We start from the raw sequence: 16,229 nt of genomic DNA, 5'->3' as shown, positions 1-16,229 counted from the left end.
CACTTAGTCGTTAGATATATTCAAAGACCTTAAATACCCGACTGACACCGTTAATATTACGAGTGATCTCAACGGCAATATTTGCTTCTTCTCGCGTTACTAAGCCTAGCAGGAATACTTCAGAATTTTCGGTCACCACCTTAACATCCTTGGCATTGATTTCACTATTGGCAAATAGGGCAGACTTTACTTTAGAGGTTAGCCAAATATCATTGCTTTGCGTGGTTATGGCGGTAGTAGCGCTAATTCGTATCTGGTTGTGTATGGTAACGATGTTAGGCACGTCTTGTATGGTTTTAATAGCAAGATCTCTAAGGTAGCTGTTAGGCGCTTGTCCTACGACTAAAACCGTGCCATTGAGACTAACCACGTGTAAATTAGTGTTTTTAGTCAATGCTTTTTGTTTATTTAACTCATTATGGGCAATAAACTCAATTCGTTGATCCTCTATTTGTTTGCTAAAACTGCGCCTGTCGGCGACCATAGTTACGCCTGCGGTAACTGCGACCACAGTAGCGACAGCGCAACCTTGTAGTACGGAAATTAGCATGAATAAGCCAGCAATTCGCGCCGTTCTTCCATGAGAAAGTACCGATGATCGGCTTGCTAAAGTTAGCATCTAAGAGTCACTCTGAGGAAACAAGGTACTATCAATAATTTCGCATAAACTGTGTATCACAATTAAGTGTACTTCCTGAATTCTTGATGTTCTTGCCGAAGGTACACGTATTTCTACATCGCCGTCACCCAGTAAACCGGCAATATCACCACCATCACACCCCGTTAGGGCTATTATCGATATATCACGAGATACTGCACTCTCAATGGCTTTCACCACGTTACGAGAGTTACCACTGGTGGATATAGCTAATAATACATCGCCATTGTGGCCCAGTGCTCTAATTTGTTTTGAAAAAACTTCATCATATTGGTAATCATTAGCGATAGAGGTAATGGTAGAAATATCACTGCTAAGGGAAATAGCGGGAAGGCTAGGGCGCTCTGTTTCATATTTATTTAGCAATTGCGCACAAAAATGTTGGGCATGACCGGCTGAGCCGCCATTGCCACAAGAAATAATTTTATTGCCACCTAATAAACATTGCACCATCATCATACCCGCCTGCTCGATAGCTGACGCTAATAGTTCGCTAGCAGCAATTTGTGTTTGTATGCTTTCGGTAAAATTGTTCTTTATTTGTTCTAGCATGAAAAACTGACTCCGGAACTATATTTTGTTAATTTTGTTAAATTGAAAAAAAGGTTAAAAGGCATTTTTTATCCAAGTTACCTGAGGATGACTTATATCTCCTTCGAGCGCCACGACATCAATGCGACAGGGAGTATTATATTCATTTAAACCCGCTTGATGCAGATAAAATGTTACGCAATGTTTAACTTTCTGCTGCTTGCTCAAAGGAATGGCCGCCAGAGCACCGCCAAACGCTTTACTTTTACGATACTTTACTTCAATAAACACATAAGTATCGCCATCAAGCATGATCAGATCAACTTCTCCTTGACGGCAGTGGTAGTTTTTATCAATAAGGCTTAAACCTTGCTTGACTAAAAATTGTTCTGCAAACTGTTCGCTAACCTTGCCTTTATCCGTACCCGTATCATTTTGACGGGTCGCGCGTTTATTCCATAACAATAGATACTACCTTGTTATTTTTATAGCTGCCCCAGAGTAAGCTGCGCGTTAAAATATTATTTTTATTAAGTTTTAACGTACCTGTTTGCCCCCAATGTTGCAGATAAGGTGCTTGCTGCATTAAAGGGATTTTACTGATAAGTTGATAGCTATCATAACCCATAGCGAAAAGTCGTGATAAGCCATCACTGCGCTTGGGCCATAACTGCTGACTAAGTGTCGCTAATTCGGTATTTTGCGCACTGGTTAGTAACCAGGGGATTTCGGTAAAGGTTAACCCTTGTAAATCACTATTACTACTGTAATCGCTGCGGGTGCTATGGCTACGAGAGCTAGCAAAAACCGGAATTATTTTAGCAAAGGGGCTAATGTTAACTTCAATGTAAGGCTTCACTAATCGTGTTTGCTCTGGAGTGCCAACCAGATAGATCATATCAATATCACGACGGTTTCTTGTTTGTGTTCTTATGCTTTGATTAAGACGACTTTTAAGTTTATTGATGCGGGTTTTACTCTTATCTACCGATAAACTGGCTTTAATATTTGCTTGCATTTGTGCGCCAGTATTGTAATAGACCACTGCTATGGTGTTACCGGTAATGCGTTGCCATTGTTTAACAAAGGCTTGAGCAATGCGTTTACTGACAATGCTTTTTTGGCTTAATACGATAGGATGCTGGTAGTTTTGACGGCTCAATGTTGCGGCTGCTTGCTTGGCTTCATCTTCTGGGCGCATAGAAAGTACAGTATGGAGCTTAGTGAGTGAGGCATTTGCCGGGATATTTAGCAATAAGGTCGAAATAGCTTTGCTATTAGAGCCATCTTGTAGGTAACTTGCTATCGCTGAGTCACTATCAATGGCGCTGATATTATCAAATGGCTGGTCTAGGACGCTAGTTGCCGTACGCAAAAGCTCTTGGCTATTTTTATCGTTATGATTAAGGTCAAACAAGCCCAAGTTAGCATTAAGCATATAATCACTTTTTGACTGTGCTAGGGCGCTGGTGTGACTAATATACTGGTCTACATTGGCTTTAAGTAATGGGCCAATAACATAGTCAATCTTCAAGGTGGAAAGTTCATTGCTTAAACCATACCAATTAACCGTATTAGAGTCTAAAAAGTGCAGTTTTCTAGTCTTATCATTAGCAAAACTGGCCAGTATACCTTGTTGGATAGCTAAGCCAGCAGCATGCTGTTTTCCCGTTAGGGGTAGTATTACGGCAATGTTTTCAATATTTTTTTCTATGATACTTTGCTCAGTAAGCTGTTTTGCTATGACGTTAGCCGGATGGCGTTTGAATTTTTTTTGCCACATCGCTAGGTGATATTGCATTTGTCCTTGTTCACCGCCATATTTATTAGCCAAAACGGTTAAGCGCAACCAGCCTTTACTATCAGGGGCTTTATCCAAAGCAAGTAAACTAAGTTGCCATTGAGATAAGCGTATTAAGTTATGCCAAATATCTTCGATTTGTTGTTTACTTTGTACCGAGGGTTGGGTTAAAGAAAAAGCATATAATTGCGCATTCAACGCGGCAATAGCTTGCTGCTTTGCTTGCAGTGCGCTACTTAATAATCGGTAGTATGTTGCGGTAAGGGTTATCTCATTATCAAGGGTGTATTGTTCGAGTTGTTCGAGTTGTATATGGCTTGCTGAATAATAGCCAAGGTGTTGTAAACTACTGATTTTAATTAACAGCAATTGTACCCTAGCTTGAATAGTGTTAGCGACTTGTGCATCGATTAGCGGCAGAGTTTTATCGGCAAGCCAGAGCGCTTTAGCATAATTTTGTTGTTGAAAAAATAATTTTGTCGCTGTGATTAACTCAATGACCGCGGTATCACTTGTTAAAGTTTTGGCTAGGGCAACGTGTTGTTCAGCCGATAATGTCGCGGAGTCTATGGCGATTTCTTCAAGCTCAGTAGTCGTTTGACTAGCTGTGGTTGGCTTAGATGTTTGCTGAGTGCTACAGCTTGTTAATAAGCTCAGTAATAAAACCGGTAAAATTCGAGTTTTAAATGATCGAAAGTACATTGAAAAATAATCTAATCCTGTTGGCTTTATTCTTACAAGTAAGGACGCTGTTTTTACCACAATAAATAAATCCGTGCATATTGCTATCAGTATGGGGTTATAATAAACGCCAACGAAGTTAGTCTCAACTAATATATACCGCAAAATCGAGTGAATAAGTGACATGAGTGAAACAACCCTAACCCCAGCTACCCTCTATATTGTTGCAACCCCTATTGGCAACCTAGGTGATATCAGCCAAAGAGCTATTGATATATTAACGCAAGTTGATGTTATTGCTTGTGAAGATACTCGTCATACGGGGAAATTATTGGCTGCCTTTGCCATTAAAAATAAAACCATGTCATTACACGATCATAACGAGCGTCAACGCCAAGACCAAGTGGCGAGCATGTTACAAGAAGGTAAAACTATTGCGCTTGTATCAGATGCCGGTACGCCATTAATCAGTGATCCTGGTTTTCATATTGTTCGCCATTGTCGTAGCCTTGGTCTGAAAGTCTCGCCTATTCCCGGGCCATGTGCGGTAATCTCAGCGCTATCTGTGGCGGGTTTACCTACGGATAGGTTTACCTTTGAAGGTTTTTTACCGTCTAAATCAGCGGCCAGACAAGCAAAGTTAGCGAATTTATTAGAAGAGCCACGTACCATGGTGTTTTATGATGCACCACGTCGAGCAATTGATACGCTTGCCGATATTGTAAAAGTATTAGGTGGTGAACGTCATGTGGTTATATCTCGTGAGTTAACTAAAACCTTTGAGACCATACATTCTGATACGGCTGAAAATTTATTAGTTTGGTTACAAGAAGATGCAAATCAACTGAAAGGTGAAATGGTTTTAATCATTGAAGGCAACAAAATTGATGTTAATGCCATACCAGCAAAAGCCATTGATACGCTGAAATTATTGTTGGCAGAAATGAAACCTAAAAAAGCCTGTGCAATTACCGCTGAAATTTATGGCGTAAAGAAAAATGCTTTATATGAAATAGCCCTGACTCTTAAGCCTTAGCCTTAGCCTTAAATAAATTAGTCAATAATATTGATTAAACAAAGTTTATAGACTTTTTGCCTAGATAAGGTAAAATGCGCGCCGAGTTGACCAGACAATCGCTGGCTAGTTTACGTAAGTATTTCTAGCGGGAGGAAAGTCCGGGCTCCAATGAGCAGGGTGCCAGGTAACGCCTGGGCGGCGTGAGCCGACGACAAGTGCAACAGAGAGAAGACCGCCGATGACCTAATTACTTTATTTATAAGGCAAATAGGCACAGGTAAGGCTGAAAGGGTGCGGTAAGAGCGCACCGGGCCACTGGTAACAGTTGGCAGCAGGGTAAACTCCACCTGGAGCAAGACCAAATAGGGTTTCATGATTATTGTTACGCAAGTTACAATAATATAAGCGTGGCTCGCGTGGAAACCGGGTAGGTTGCTTGAGCCTTAGAGCGATTTAAGGCCTAGACGAATGATTGTCACTTTTCTTAGGAAGAGATACAAAACCCGGCTTATAGTGTCAACTCAACTATTCAATAAAAAAGCCTCTACAGTAATGTAGGGGCTTTTTTTTGAAAATTTTTGGATTATAACTAGTGGTAGTTAATCAAAAATAGCGATTAAATACCCCAAACTTTTAATTATTTGAACTTTCAGCCGTACCTAGCCAGATATTTTATTAGCTTAAGCAAATAAAAATTATCTTAAGTCCCTTAATAATACTGGCGAAATTGATTGTTTTAGCTGGGTTAATCTACACTAAAATATTGAGTAGCTTTTTTAGCTTTTTTAGCTTTTTTAGCTTTTTTAGCAATTTAGTCATTAATTTAACAAAGTGGCAGTTAATACCAAGTCCATTAAGTAAGTCCCACTCAGAGCTTACCAGCGTTTTGAGAACAAATAGAATTTTTTGTATATAGTCACTCTATATGAAAGGAATTATGTGCGGTTATCGAATCACTGGAAAACTCCCGAAGGGCGAGTTTAAAAAACTTATAGGCTACGTTATTATTTTGAGAAGGCAATAACCATTCTCGACAATCAATACCTTGCCTCTAAGACTTTTAATTCTCGCTGAGAGGGAAGAAACTTATTGGAATTGGTATAAGGCATTAACAATGATTTTAGCCATAGACCAAGGCACTACGGGCACAACCATCAGAATTACCACGGCCCAAGGTCAGGAAGTTGGCGCGGCATATAATGAATTTCAACAATTCTACCCTAAGCCAACTTGGGTGGAACATGATGCCATGGAAATTTGGCAAGTCACTCAAGACGGCATCTTACAGGCTTTAAAATCAGCTAAGTTAACCTCTGCGGATATCACTTGCATTGGTATTACTAATCAAAGGGAAACTACAGTTGTCTGGCATAAAAAGACGGGTAAGCCAGTATACAATGCCATTGTTTGGCAATGCCGACGCTCAGCGGCACTTTGTCAAAAAATAAAAGCATTAGGTAAAGCCGACTGGCTTCATCAGAAAACCGGGCTGATGCTTGATGCCTATTTTTGTGCCACTAAACTGCAATGGTTATTTAATGAAAAACCCGAATTAAAAGCATTGGCAGAAAAGGGCGAGCTTGCCTTTGGCACCATAGACTCTTGGCTTATGTGGCAATTAAGTAATGGTCAGGCGCATTGCACCGACCATAGCAATGCTTCGCGTACCATGCTTTATAATATTCATCAGCAACAATGGGATGATGAACTGCTGGCGTTTTTTGATATTCCCAAGTCAATATTGCCAAGCATTAAAACCTCAGCAGGTTTTTTTTGTCATACGGCAGTAGATGGCTTTCTGGGTAAGTCTATTCCTATCACAGGTGTTGCAGGCGATCAGCAAGCGGCTTTATTTGCGCAACAATGTACACAAGCAGGTATGATCAAAAACACCTATGGCACCGGTTGTTTTATGTTGATGTATACCGGTGACCAAGCTTACTTATCTGATAAAGGCCTATTGACCACCATTGCTTGTGATAAAAATGGTCAGCCAGCTTACGCACTGGAAGGCGCAGTTTTTATCGCTGGCGCGGCAGTGCAATGGCTTAGAGATCAATTACAACTCATCGACCATGCCAGCGAAACTGAAGCGTTAGCGTTAAGTGTGCATGATAATAACGGCGTCTATTTCGTGCCGGCCTTTAGCGGCTTAGGTGCGCCATATTGGGATATGCAGGCGACAGGTTCAATAACTGGACTAACGCAGGGCTGCACTAAAGCGCATATCGTCAGGGCCACCTTGGAAGCCATTGCTTTTCAAAGTTATGATTTAATGCAATTGATGCAACAAGAAAGCTCGATAACAATAAAACAATTAAAAGTTGATGGCGGTGCCTGTGCCAATAATTTTATCATGCAATTTCAAGCGGACTTATTGGGCGTTACGATTGAGCGACCAGCCAATATCGAATCTACCGTGTTAGGGGCGACTATCTTAGCGGCAATGGGACAAAAAATTTGGCAGGCTGAAACGGTACCGACAAGTTTGTATGGTGAAATAGACTCTTTTACCGGCAGCATGCCACAAGCTAGAGGTAAAACCTTGCTTGCGGGTTGGCATAGTGCCGTCAAAAAATGTCTTGGGGATAGCTAAATTTACGGCTTACTGTACTAGCCTGCACTGTCCCCGTCGCGATAAAGTCAACAATCACATGACTATCACTTGCAGGGTATATATTAATGATGTTGTCCTTTATATCAGGGAAAACCTCCGCCATTTCACTCTATTTTTCGACAATTTGTGCGTGGTTTTGTTTGATTATGCCATGTCCAAGCGTGGCATCTTTAAACTCAGCCATTGGTACATACATCTTGGCCATTCTTTCCCATTCATGGTTATTAAAGTGCTCGAAGTATTGATTCACTAGCTTAGCAGTCATTAAGCTTGCTGTTTTGTATAAAGCCGACAAGCCATATGTTTTTTAACGAGTGAGAAATAAATTGGCTAGGTTTTTGTCGGTGAAGCCATATTTCCTCGGGTCTTCACCTGTAAATTCCTTAAAGTTTTTAATGAAGTGAGATTGGTCATAAAGCCTGATGGGCTACTGATTGCTGACCAATTTGATTTGGCATTTGCGGTTAATTTGAATATATAGGCAAAGCTGATAATGCGGCAATAGTACTTAGAACTTAAACCAATGTGATTTTTAAAATATCGCTACAATTGCCGAACGGTTAATTGCGTTTGGCTCAATATTTCACTCAAACTAAGTTGGCCGTTAAAATCTAGTATCAGTTTACCGCAGCTTGCCCTTGATTGATGTTGCTGTCTTGACTCACGATAAAGCTTGATAACCACTGCTCTGACTGTTGAACTTTTTGCTTGAAAGAAAGTGTATCAAGGGCGATATCTTTTAGCGGTTTTACCCGTTCACTTAAAAAATTTGTTAGTCTTTTTTTGTCATTTTGTCATTTTGTCATTTTGCATTTGCATTATTAAATAAAAATAGGGCTTTAGCGAGAGAGTCCATTGCTCATCTCGCTAAAAGGCTTTGCACAACTAGGCATTCGATTGAGGAAACTTAATTGATAACTCCTCTATCCATACACTTTATTCATCACGTAAAATGAGCGAAGGTCTGGTACTAGCGGTTTTAAAGGCAAGGCTTGCCACGGTCAACCAGGTAATAATGGTAATAAAAGCGGCTGCTAGCAGATAAACCCAAAGGGCTTGCTCGATACGCTCGTTAAAATGGGCTAGCCAGTCACCTACCAGCCAATAACTAAGTGGGTAGGCGATAACAATACTTATTACTACCAATACTAGGAATTCTTTAGCAAGTAAGTTAACGATACTCAAACATGAAGCGCCGAGTACTTTCCGCATCGCCACTTCTTTTTGACGGCGCAGGGTCGCGAAAGAAGCCAAACCAAAAGTGCCCAAGCAAGTGAGGAAAATTGCTAACAAACTAAAAATGCTAACCATCTCTAAAGCTCGGTGTTCGTTTTTATGGGCGTTGGCGTAATCATCAGCAAGCGTGGTTATTTTCACGTCACTTAAATGTAACTCTTGGCGTATTAGCTGACGAACTTGGCTGCTTAGCTTAGCCATGTTGGCATTGTTTGCCTTAATGATGATATGGCCGGTGCTAAAGAGGTCGTCAAATCCCAAGTTAAAGGATATTGGCAATGCCTGTTGCCGAGCCGAGCCAATTTTAACATTTTCGATAACGCCAACCACTTTAGCGGTCAGTTTAGAATTTGTGTCCATCAATGTCAGGCCAATAACTGACTCTGGCGATGGATAACCGGCTAATTCCACCATGCTACGACTGACTAATATGCCGACTGTGCTATTTTTTTCATCATCAATCTGATACCAGTCACCACTAAATGTCGGCGAGAAGTCTCTACCGGCCAGCAGTGTCAGTCCTAAGGTTTCAACCGCATAATAACCAGTGACCACCGTAGGTTGAGGACCAGTTAACGTTTGCCCATTTGGCCAAGTAAAAAACAAACCGCCATTAATATCATTGGTTAAGTCGAGACTAGACAATGTAACTTGCTCAACCCCAGGGAAATTCCTAATCGCCGTCAATAAACTGTTATTTTCTTTTATATACAAGGCCTCACTCGGTAGCTCTTTTATCACCAAACGAGATGATTTATCATAACCAATCGCTAAACTATCTATCAGACTCATCTGCTGAGATAAAGAAATCGCGGCAATAATTAAACCAACAGATAAAGCAGCCTGTAAACACAAGGTTAGCTTTCTAACAAAAACAGCGGTAGCACCACGTACTAAATCACCACTAAGCACTCTTCTTGCACTAAAAGAGGCAATAAAGAGCGCTGGATATAAACCTGACAACAAACCCACGGCTAAAATCACAATACTGGTTATTAACATAAACTCAGAGCCATAAACCAAACTAAGCTGCCTATCCATCATTTGATTAAACGCGGGTAAACTTATTTCCACCATGGCAAAGGCCATTAATGCGGCGAGTGCCACTACTAAAAAAGACTCGGTTAGAAACTGGCCGACTAATTGCCATTTGCTTGCTCCCAAGGCCTTACGAACACCCACTTCTTTAGCTCGTTTTGCCGATTGGGCAATATTGAGGTTGATAAAATTGATACTGGCAATCACGATCAACATAACACTCAAAGCAATGCATATTTGCAATACTGACGATGAGCCGCTTTCTTTCATCAGAAAAGGCCCATTGCTTTTTAAGTGCATATCTTCCATGTTTATTAAGCTCATGGTAATCGCGCTATTCCCCTGTGATCGGTTTAACTCAGCGGTCATTTGTTGCTCAAAATCTGCTATGTCGGTATTGGCTAAAAGTTTGTAATAAGCATAACCTTGGCCCTCTTGGATAAACTTAGCTGGCATATGAATCAAGCTATCAAACTGAACATGGCTATTCTGTGCTAAATCCTTAAAAATAGCGCCGATAGTATATTGGATTTGCTGATTTTTTAAGGTGCGACCAACCACTTGAGACTCGCCAAACAAGCGTAATGCCTCTGATTCACTTAATACCAATTGATTCGGTTGTGTTAATGCCTGAGTGATATCACCAGCGACAATATCCAAGGCAATAAAGTCGAGAATATTAGTGCTTGCGCTATAAAAGTTGTTCAGCCGATAATCATTGCCATCCACTTGTACTAGTTTACTTACCCCTAGATTAAGTCGGCTAAGATCATCCGACTTTACTAATCTAAATATATCTTCTACCTGACTATGGTTTTTTAATGTTGCGGCATTACTATAACTACTCTGTGAAATTACCTGTAATCCTATCGAGGACCAATCAGTGTGCGCAAGGTATACCCGCTCACTATCGGGCTGGTGTTTGTCATAGGACAATTCATGCTGAGCAAATAACGCCATTAAAATGGCTGCAGCTAAGCCTATACTTAAACCTATGACATTAAGAAAGAAATGTTGCTTATCATTTCTTATCGCGCGCACTGCCGTAACAAAATAATTTATGACCATGTTAAGCAACCTCGGCTGTCTGTGATACTTGAGTCGCTTTATCCAACATGATTTGACCATCAAATAAGCGCACTAAACGGTCGGCATAGTTAGCCTCTTTTTCTGAGTGAGTTACCATGATAACGGTAGTGCCTGCTTTATTTAATTCACGTAACATCGCCATTACTTCATCACCATTTTTTGAATCTAGATTACCGGTAGGTTCATCGGCTAATATCAATTTTGGTTTGCCAACTAGGGCTCGGGCAACGGCGACACGTTGTTGTTGGCCACCTGACAATTGTTGCGGTAAATGATCACCGCGATGGTCAATAGCAAAGCGTTTTAAAATTGCTTCTACCCGCTTTTTACGTTCAGATTTTGCAATGTTTTGATACTGCAGTGGCAATTCAACATTCTCAAAAACTGTTAGCTCATCAATTAAGTTAAAGCTTTGAAAAACAAAACCAATAGAAGATTTACGTAGTCCTGCTAATTGTTTTTCGTTAAAGCCAGTAATATCAGTGCCAGCAAATTCGAAACACCCTGAAGAAGGTGAGTCCAACATACCCAAAATTGATAATAAGGTAGATTTACCACAGCCAGATGGCCCCATGATGGCAACAAACTCGCCGTCATTAACGGTTAAATTAATATTGCTCAGTGCAGTCGTTTCTAAATCTAAGGTACGAAACACCCGGCTTAAATTAGTTATTTTAATCATTATTATTATTCCCTTGATGTAATATTTATGTAATTTTATATAAATTAATTTAATTGCAATTGTTGCGCTTTATCGAAGTTGCCATAGCTTGAGGTGATCACCCGATCGCCTAACGCTAATCCTGACAACACTTCAAAATAGTGTTGGTTCTTTTTCCCTAGACTAATCTTTCGACGTACTGCGCTACTGCCGTCTTTCGTTATTAGGTAAACCCAATTACCACCACTACTGCTAAAAAAAGCACCGCGCTTAAGCAGTAAGGCATTATCTCTGTTGCCACCAAGCATCAGCTCAATATCAATGCTTTGGCCACGCTTTATGCTGCCAGTACCTTCGGGCAGATCGACTTCAATTTGAAATTGTGATTGGCGGACTCGGCTATCTATCTTGCTGACTTTTGCGGTCACTGTGCCGGTGTCAAGCTTAACCATAACGGCTAAACCTCGTTGTACCTGGTTCAAATAATATTCATCAAGGCGTATTACTAATTTATATTCATTGGGAATATCTATTTGCCCCAGGCGGGCGCCACGTTCTTTTGACTCACCTATTTCGACATTAAACTCACTTAAATAACCGGCAATAGGTGCTTTTATTAGCAAGTTTTCGAGGTTAGAGCGGGCAAAAGTCAGATTTTTTTCTAGCATTATTGCGCTTTCTTCTAGTTGTTCAACCTGTACCTTGCGAATGCTATTTTCTTGCTGTTGTCGCTCTAAGGTAAGTTCTTGTCTAGCTTTATAATAAGTAAGATTGTCTCTGATCTCTGTTAATTGCTCCTTAGCGAGCACACCTTTGCTCACTAAAAGTTCAGATTGTTTTAAACGCCGTGTTAAATGGCTTATTTGCAAATTAATTTCTAGCAAATCCCGACGTAAGTTTAACCGGCTTGTTGCCATGTTCATTTGAGTATTCCGTAAAAAATTCAGTTGTTCGGTGACTTGTGCCTCACGCCCCATAACATCGAGTTGCAAGTTGGTATTGCTCAATCGTACTAAGGGTTGACCTTGCTCGACATACTCACCTTGTTCAACTAGGCGTTCTTCGACCTGACCGCCGGTTGCGGTGTCTAGGTAAATCGTTGTTTTTGGTACCACCTGGCCACGTAGACTTAAGGCATCGATGAATGCACCTTGGCTGACCTGACTTATGGTGATGCTATTGAGGGCTAAGTTATGGCTGCGGCCACCATTAGCTGATTGGCTAAAGCCATAGGCAGCGGCTGCTATGGCGAAAATAATTATGCCAATCAGACTAGGTTTTACATACTGCTGTAATGGCGAACGGGTTATTTTTTTATCCATACATAGTTATCCATAATAGTTATCCATCAAAATATCCATAGAGCGTTTTCCTACTAACTTTAGGGGTAGCTTGATTTGTCTTAATTGTCACTGCTGCTCTTTAGTTGTTACAAGACTTATGCCAAGATAATTTAGTGTTATAAAACAGTTGCTTAGTGTTTTAGTTGTTAAAAAGGTAAAGATAGAGTGTCCACTTATAGAACAGTTCCGCTAAAATAAACTGTCCATTTATGGACGATTGAGAGCTAGACGCTTTAATAGAAAGTGAGGTAGACTAATTACTCAACATTAAATTTTAAATTTAGCAGATAGGTTAGGAAATGAAGCAAGCGGGTTCGATTTTAGTTGTTGATGATAATCCTGATATTTTAGTAGCAGTGCAGTTATTGCTTAAACAGCATTATCAAACAGTAGTCACTACGGATAACCCTTTTGATATTGCCAAAACACTTAGCGAGCAACAAATCGAAGTGATCTTGCTCGATATGAACTTTAATCATGATGCCATCAGTGGTCAGGAAGGTTTTTATTGGCTGAAAAAAATTCTCGCGCAAGACCCATCCGTAGTCGTGGTACTGATGACCGCTTATGGCGACATTAAGTTAGCCGTCGATGCCATTAAAGCTGGCGCGGCTGATTTTATTGCCAAACCTTGGATAAATGAGCAGTTACTTGGGGTTATTGCCGCGGCTTTTTCTCATGCAAAAGATAAACAACAAGTCGGTAAACTTACTCGACAAACGCAAGGGTTAAACCTGGCGCTCAGCGGTCATAAATTTGATTTTTTGGGTCAAAGTTCTGCCATGCAGCAGGTATTTACTACTATAGAAAAAGCCGCAAAAACCGATGCTAATATTTTACTCACCGGTGAAAGTGGCACAGGTAAAGAATTGGCCGCTCATGCGATACATCTGGCGAGTAACCGCAGCAGTCAGGCTTTTATTAGTGTCGACATGGGCGCTATTGCGCAAAACTTATTTGAGAGTGAGCTCTTCGGTCATAAAAAAGGTGCCTTTACCGATGCTAAAGCCGATAGAGTAGGGCGCTTTGAGCTTGCTCATGGTGGTAGTTTATTTTTAGATGAACTGGGTAATTTACCGATAAGTCAACAAACTACCTTATTGGCGGCCCTGCAAAATCGTCAGATCACCCCCGTTGGTGGCACTAAAACTCTAGCGGTTGATATTCGACTGATTTGCGCGACCAATGAACATTTACCACAGGCGGTGCTAGAAAATCGCTTTCGACAAGACTTACTTTACCGTATTAATACCGTGGAAATACGTTTACCGCCATTACGTGAGCGAGTTGATGATATCCCTTTACTTGCGAAATATTATCTTGATCATTTTAGTCATAAATATAAACGGCAGTTAAGTATTGCCGTTGAAGATATGCGATCACTTTGTCATTACCACTGGCCTGGTAACGTACGTGAACTTGCTCATGCCATAGAGCGAGCGGTCATTTTGAGTGATGGTGATGTCTTAGATATTGGTTCAGTGGTTGGCCAAGGAGCAACACCCGTCATTGGAAAAAATAATGTCGTTAAGCCAAGTAAACTACTGACTACTAGGGCAGATAATGACGACTACCATAGTTTTAATTTAGAGAAGTTAGAACATAGTACTGTGCGTTCCGCGCTAAAACATCATCAGGGTAATGTTAGTCAGGCCGCTAAAGCGCTTGGTTTGACGCGAGGGGCAATGTATCGACGTTTGGAAAAGTATGGCCTTTGATCACTCTTACCGCCAAGTATGCTCATCTTTAACGGGTCTGAATTTTCCAACTCAATTTAATCAAAGAGTTACACTTTATGGATAATATAAACAATCGCCCGCAGTTATTGCTGTTCATTAACCTTGTCGCGTTAATGGCTTGTACCATGTTACTGAGCAGTATTTATATAACAACTGGGGTATCACCCGCGTGGTTGTTGTTACTTATCATCGCTGCTGCATTACTGGCATCTTTGTTGTCCTTGTTTAAGCGTCAAGACCGGCAATTGATACAAGTGCTAAAAGCCATTGCTAATGGTGACTATACCTTAGGTTTTAGTGCTCAGCATCCAATGCGTCAGCATCTTGAACAGGTAAAACAACAAATGCAGCAGGCGCGCTTTAATGCGGAACAACAAAGCGATTTTTTCAAAGCGTTATTGGTGCACGTTGACCTTGCCGTTATAGTGTCTGACGCGCAAGGCAACATCATTGAGTCTAATCCTGCGGTAGCCAGATTACTGGGTAAAACAGCTACTCACCTTAGTGAACTTAGCCATATCGGTACCATAGTTTTGGCGGCAGAAAAAAACTTACACAGTACCGTGCAGTGGCTACGGGGTGAACAACTAGACACCTTAACGTTACAAGTGAGTATTGCTGAAATTCAAGGGCAACCACGTAAAATTATTACCCTACAATCTATTCATGAAATGTTATTGAATAAAGAGCAACAAGCTTATAAACGCTTAACTCGGGTACTTACCCATGAAGTGGCTAATAGCATAACGCCACTAGCTTCGATTGCCCAAACCTGCCTGGGACTTATGCCAGCAAACTTGAGCTTTGTTGATGAAGAAAGTAAAGACGACTTAAATTTAGCGCTTAACACCATAGCATCACGTACCCAATATTTAGGTGAGTTCATTGCAAACTTTAGGAAAATTAGCAGCTTAGCTATGCCAAAATTAGCGCCAACTCAACTGGGCGAAATTATCGCGCGTATGCAAATACTACACTTGCAGCAACTCGCCGAGCATAATATTAGCTTAACTATGGATAGCCAAAGTCAGCAGTTAGTGATGGTAGATAGCGGACAAATAGAGCAAGTACTTATCAACCTTGTTAAAAATGCCATTGAGGCAGTACTGACTTTTAAAAATCAACAAGCTGTTTTGGGCGAAAGCGATGTAGTGCAAGGTGAAATAACCTTAACCGTCGCACAAAATAGTGCTCAGCAACTCTATATTGAAGTGGCTGACAATGGCGCTGGCGTAGCAAGCCATGTAGTCGATATGATCTTTGTGCCATTTTTTACCACCAAGCAGCAGGGCTCAGGCATAGGTTTAAGCCTTTCACGACAAATCATGGTCAATCATGGCGGCGATTTAGTCTATGTCACTCGTCCTCAAGGCGCTTGTTTTAGGTGTATATTTGGCTAAGTTGCCTGGCCATTGGTAAGTCATCATAAGAATGATAATGCTTGTTCAAGGGTTTCTGATTTGTAGCAAAATTGAGATAATTTAATTGCAGATATTTCGGTAAAAGTCGCGATAAAATCACAAGAAACTTTATAAATAGCTAGAAAATAATGACATTGAAGCACACATTGCCGACATAAATGCAGATGAAATCAGCCGAAAAAGTAGACTATTTTCTACCATAAGCGGTCGTTGGCCAGATTGAGGAAAAGACCATTTTATTCAGATTATTCTCATACCTCAGTCGTGATGGAATAGACCGTTCAGATTATATTTCCGTATCGACGATTCCTTCCGAGGACATGCAATATAGGAGGTACGCATGCTATAATATAGCGAAGCTATCAACCGCCCTGCTTTCACAAAGTGAAAGGCGAG

12 protein-coding genes and 1 other RNA gene are annotated in these 16,229 nt (G+C 40.8%); 5 read left to right on the top strand and 8 right to left on the bottom strand.

Annotation, left to right across the window (positions count from 1 at the left end; genetic code table 11):
* Positions 1-10: 10 nt before the first annotated feature.
* The 4 genes from ASU03_RS15265 to ASU03_RS15250 are packed head-to-tail and all read right to left on the bottom strand — an operon-like array spanning position 11 to position 3,692.
* Complete coding sequence (locus ASU03_RS15265; protein WP_057832639.1) at positions 11-619, bottom strand: BON domain-containing protein; 609 nt, start codon at positions 617-619, stop codon at positions 11-13.
* Positions 620-1,210 carry a phosphoheptose isomerase gene (locus tag ASU03_RS15260; RefSeq protein WP_057832638.1) on the bottom strand — a complete coding sequence of 197 codons (591 nt, stop codon included), beginning with the start codon at positions 1,208-1,210 and terminating at the stop codon, positions 620-622.
* A 54-nt stretch (positions 1,211-1,264) separates the two neighbouring features.
* A complete protein-coding gene (locus tag ASU03_RS15255; protein WP_057832637.1) occupies positions 1,265-1,654 on the bottom strand; it encodes a YraN family protein in 390 nt (129 codons plus the stop codon).
* Complete coding sequence (locus tag ASU03_RS15250) at positions 1,641-3,692, bottom strand: penicillin-binding protein activator (RefSeq protein WP_057832636.1); 2,052 nt, start codon at positions 3,690-3,692, stop codon at positions 1,641-1,643. Before ASU03_RS15250 ends, ASU03_RS15255 begins: the two co-directional genes overlap by 14 nt.
* Positions 3,693-3,855: 163 nt before the next feature.
* On the opposite strand from ASU03_RS15250, the gene rsmI reads away from it, so the two are divergent.
* The 3 genes from rsmI to glpK all read left to right on the top strand — a co-directional run bounded on the left by rsmI (position 3,856) and on the right by glpK (position 7,285).
* Positions 3,856-4,707, top strand: coding sequence for a 16S rRNA (cytidine(1402)-2'-O)-methyltransferase (gene rsmI / locus ASU03_RS15245; RefSeq protein WP_197411261.1), 852 nt, complete (start codon positions 3,856-3,858; stop codon positions 4,705-4,707).
* Positions 4,708-4,789: 82 nt separating this feature from the next.
* An RNA gene (gene rnpB / locus ASU03_RS17050) (RNase P RNA component class A) lies at positions 4,790-5,217 on the top strand.
* A 586-nt stretch (positions 5,218-5,803) separates the two neighbouring features.
* Positions 5,804-7,285 carry a glycerol kinase GlpK gene (gene glpK, locus ASU03_RS15240; protein WP_057832634.1) on the top strand — a complete coding sequence of 494 codons (1,482 nt, stop codon included), beginning with the start codon at positions 5,804-5,806 and terminating at the stop codon, positions 7,283-7,285.
* A 130-nt stretch (positions 7,286-7,415) separates the two neighbouring features.
* Here the strand turns inward: glpK and ASU03_RS20845 are convergent, their stop codons facing one another.
* The 4 genes from ASU03_RS20845 to ASU03_RS15225 all read right to left on the bottom strand — a co-directional run bounded on the left by ASU03_RS20845 (position 7,416) and on the right by ASU03_RS15225 (position 12,652).
* Positions 7,416-7,571, bottom strand: coding sequence for a hypothetical protein (locus ASU03_RS20845; RefSeq protein ID WP_157465930.1), 156 nt, complete (start codon positions 7,569-7,571; stop codon positions 7,416-7,418).
* Between the two features lie 671 nt (positions 7,572-8,242).
* Positions 8,243-10,648, bottom strand: coding sequence for an ABC transporter permease (locus tag ASU03_RS15235; protein ID WP_057832633.1), 2,406 nt, complete (start codon positions 10,646-10,648; stop codon positions 8,243-8,245).
* A gap of 1 nt (position 10,649) precedes the next feature.
* Positions 10,650-11,351: an ABC transporter ATP-binding protein gene (locus ASU03_RS15230; protein WP_057832632.1), complete on the bottom strand. Its 702-nt coding sequence runs from the start codon at positions 11,349-11,351 to the stop codon at positions 10,650-10,652.
* Positions 11,352-11,395: 44 nt separating this feature from the next.
* The gene (locus ASU03_RS15225; protein ID WP_057832631.1) at positions 11,396-12,652 is read right to left on the bottom strand and encodes an efflux RND transporter periplasmic adaptor subunit; all 1,257 of its coding nucleotides are present in this window, start codon (positions 12,650-12,652) and stop codon (positions 11,396-11,398) included.
* 320 nt (positions 12,653-12,972) lie between these two features.
* On the opposite strand from ASU03_RS15225, the gene ASU03_RS15220 reads away from it, so the two are divergent.
* Together ASU03_RS15220 and ASU03_RS15215 are read left to right on the top strand one after the other, a co-directional pair.
* A complete protein-coding gene (locus ASU03_RS15220; RefSeq protein WP_057832630.1) occupies positions 12,973-14,391 on the top strand; it encodes a sigma-54-dependent transcriptional regulator in 1,419 nt (472 codons plus the stop codon).
* A 77-nt stretch (positions 14,392-14,468) separates the two neighbouring features.
* Positions 14,469-15,812 (top strand): sensor histidine kinase, encoded by a 1,344-nt coding sequence (locus ASU03_RS15215; protein ID WP_057832629.1) that lies wholly within the window; start codon positions 14,469-14,471, stop codon positions 15,810-15,812.
* Positions 15,813-16,229 lie beyond the last annotated feature (417 nt).

The sequence above is a fragment of the Colwellia sp. TT2012 genome (assembly GCF_001440345.1).
Taxonomy (GTDB): Bacteria; Pseudomonadota; Gammaproteobacteria; order Enterobacterales; family Alteromonadaceae; genus Colwellia.
Note: the sequence above shows the minus strand (reverse complement) of the source record. Positions and strands in the feature narration are given on the sequence as shown.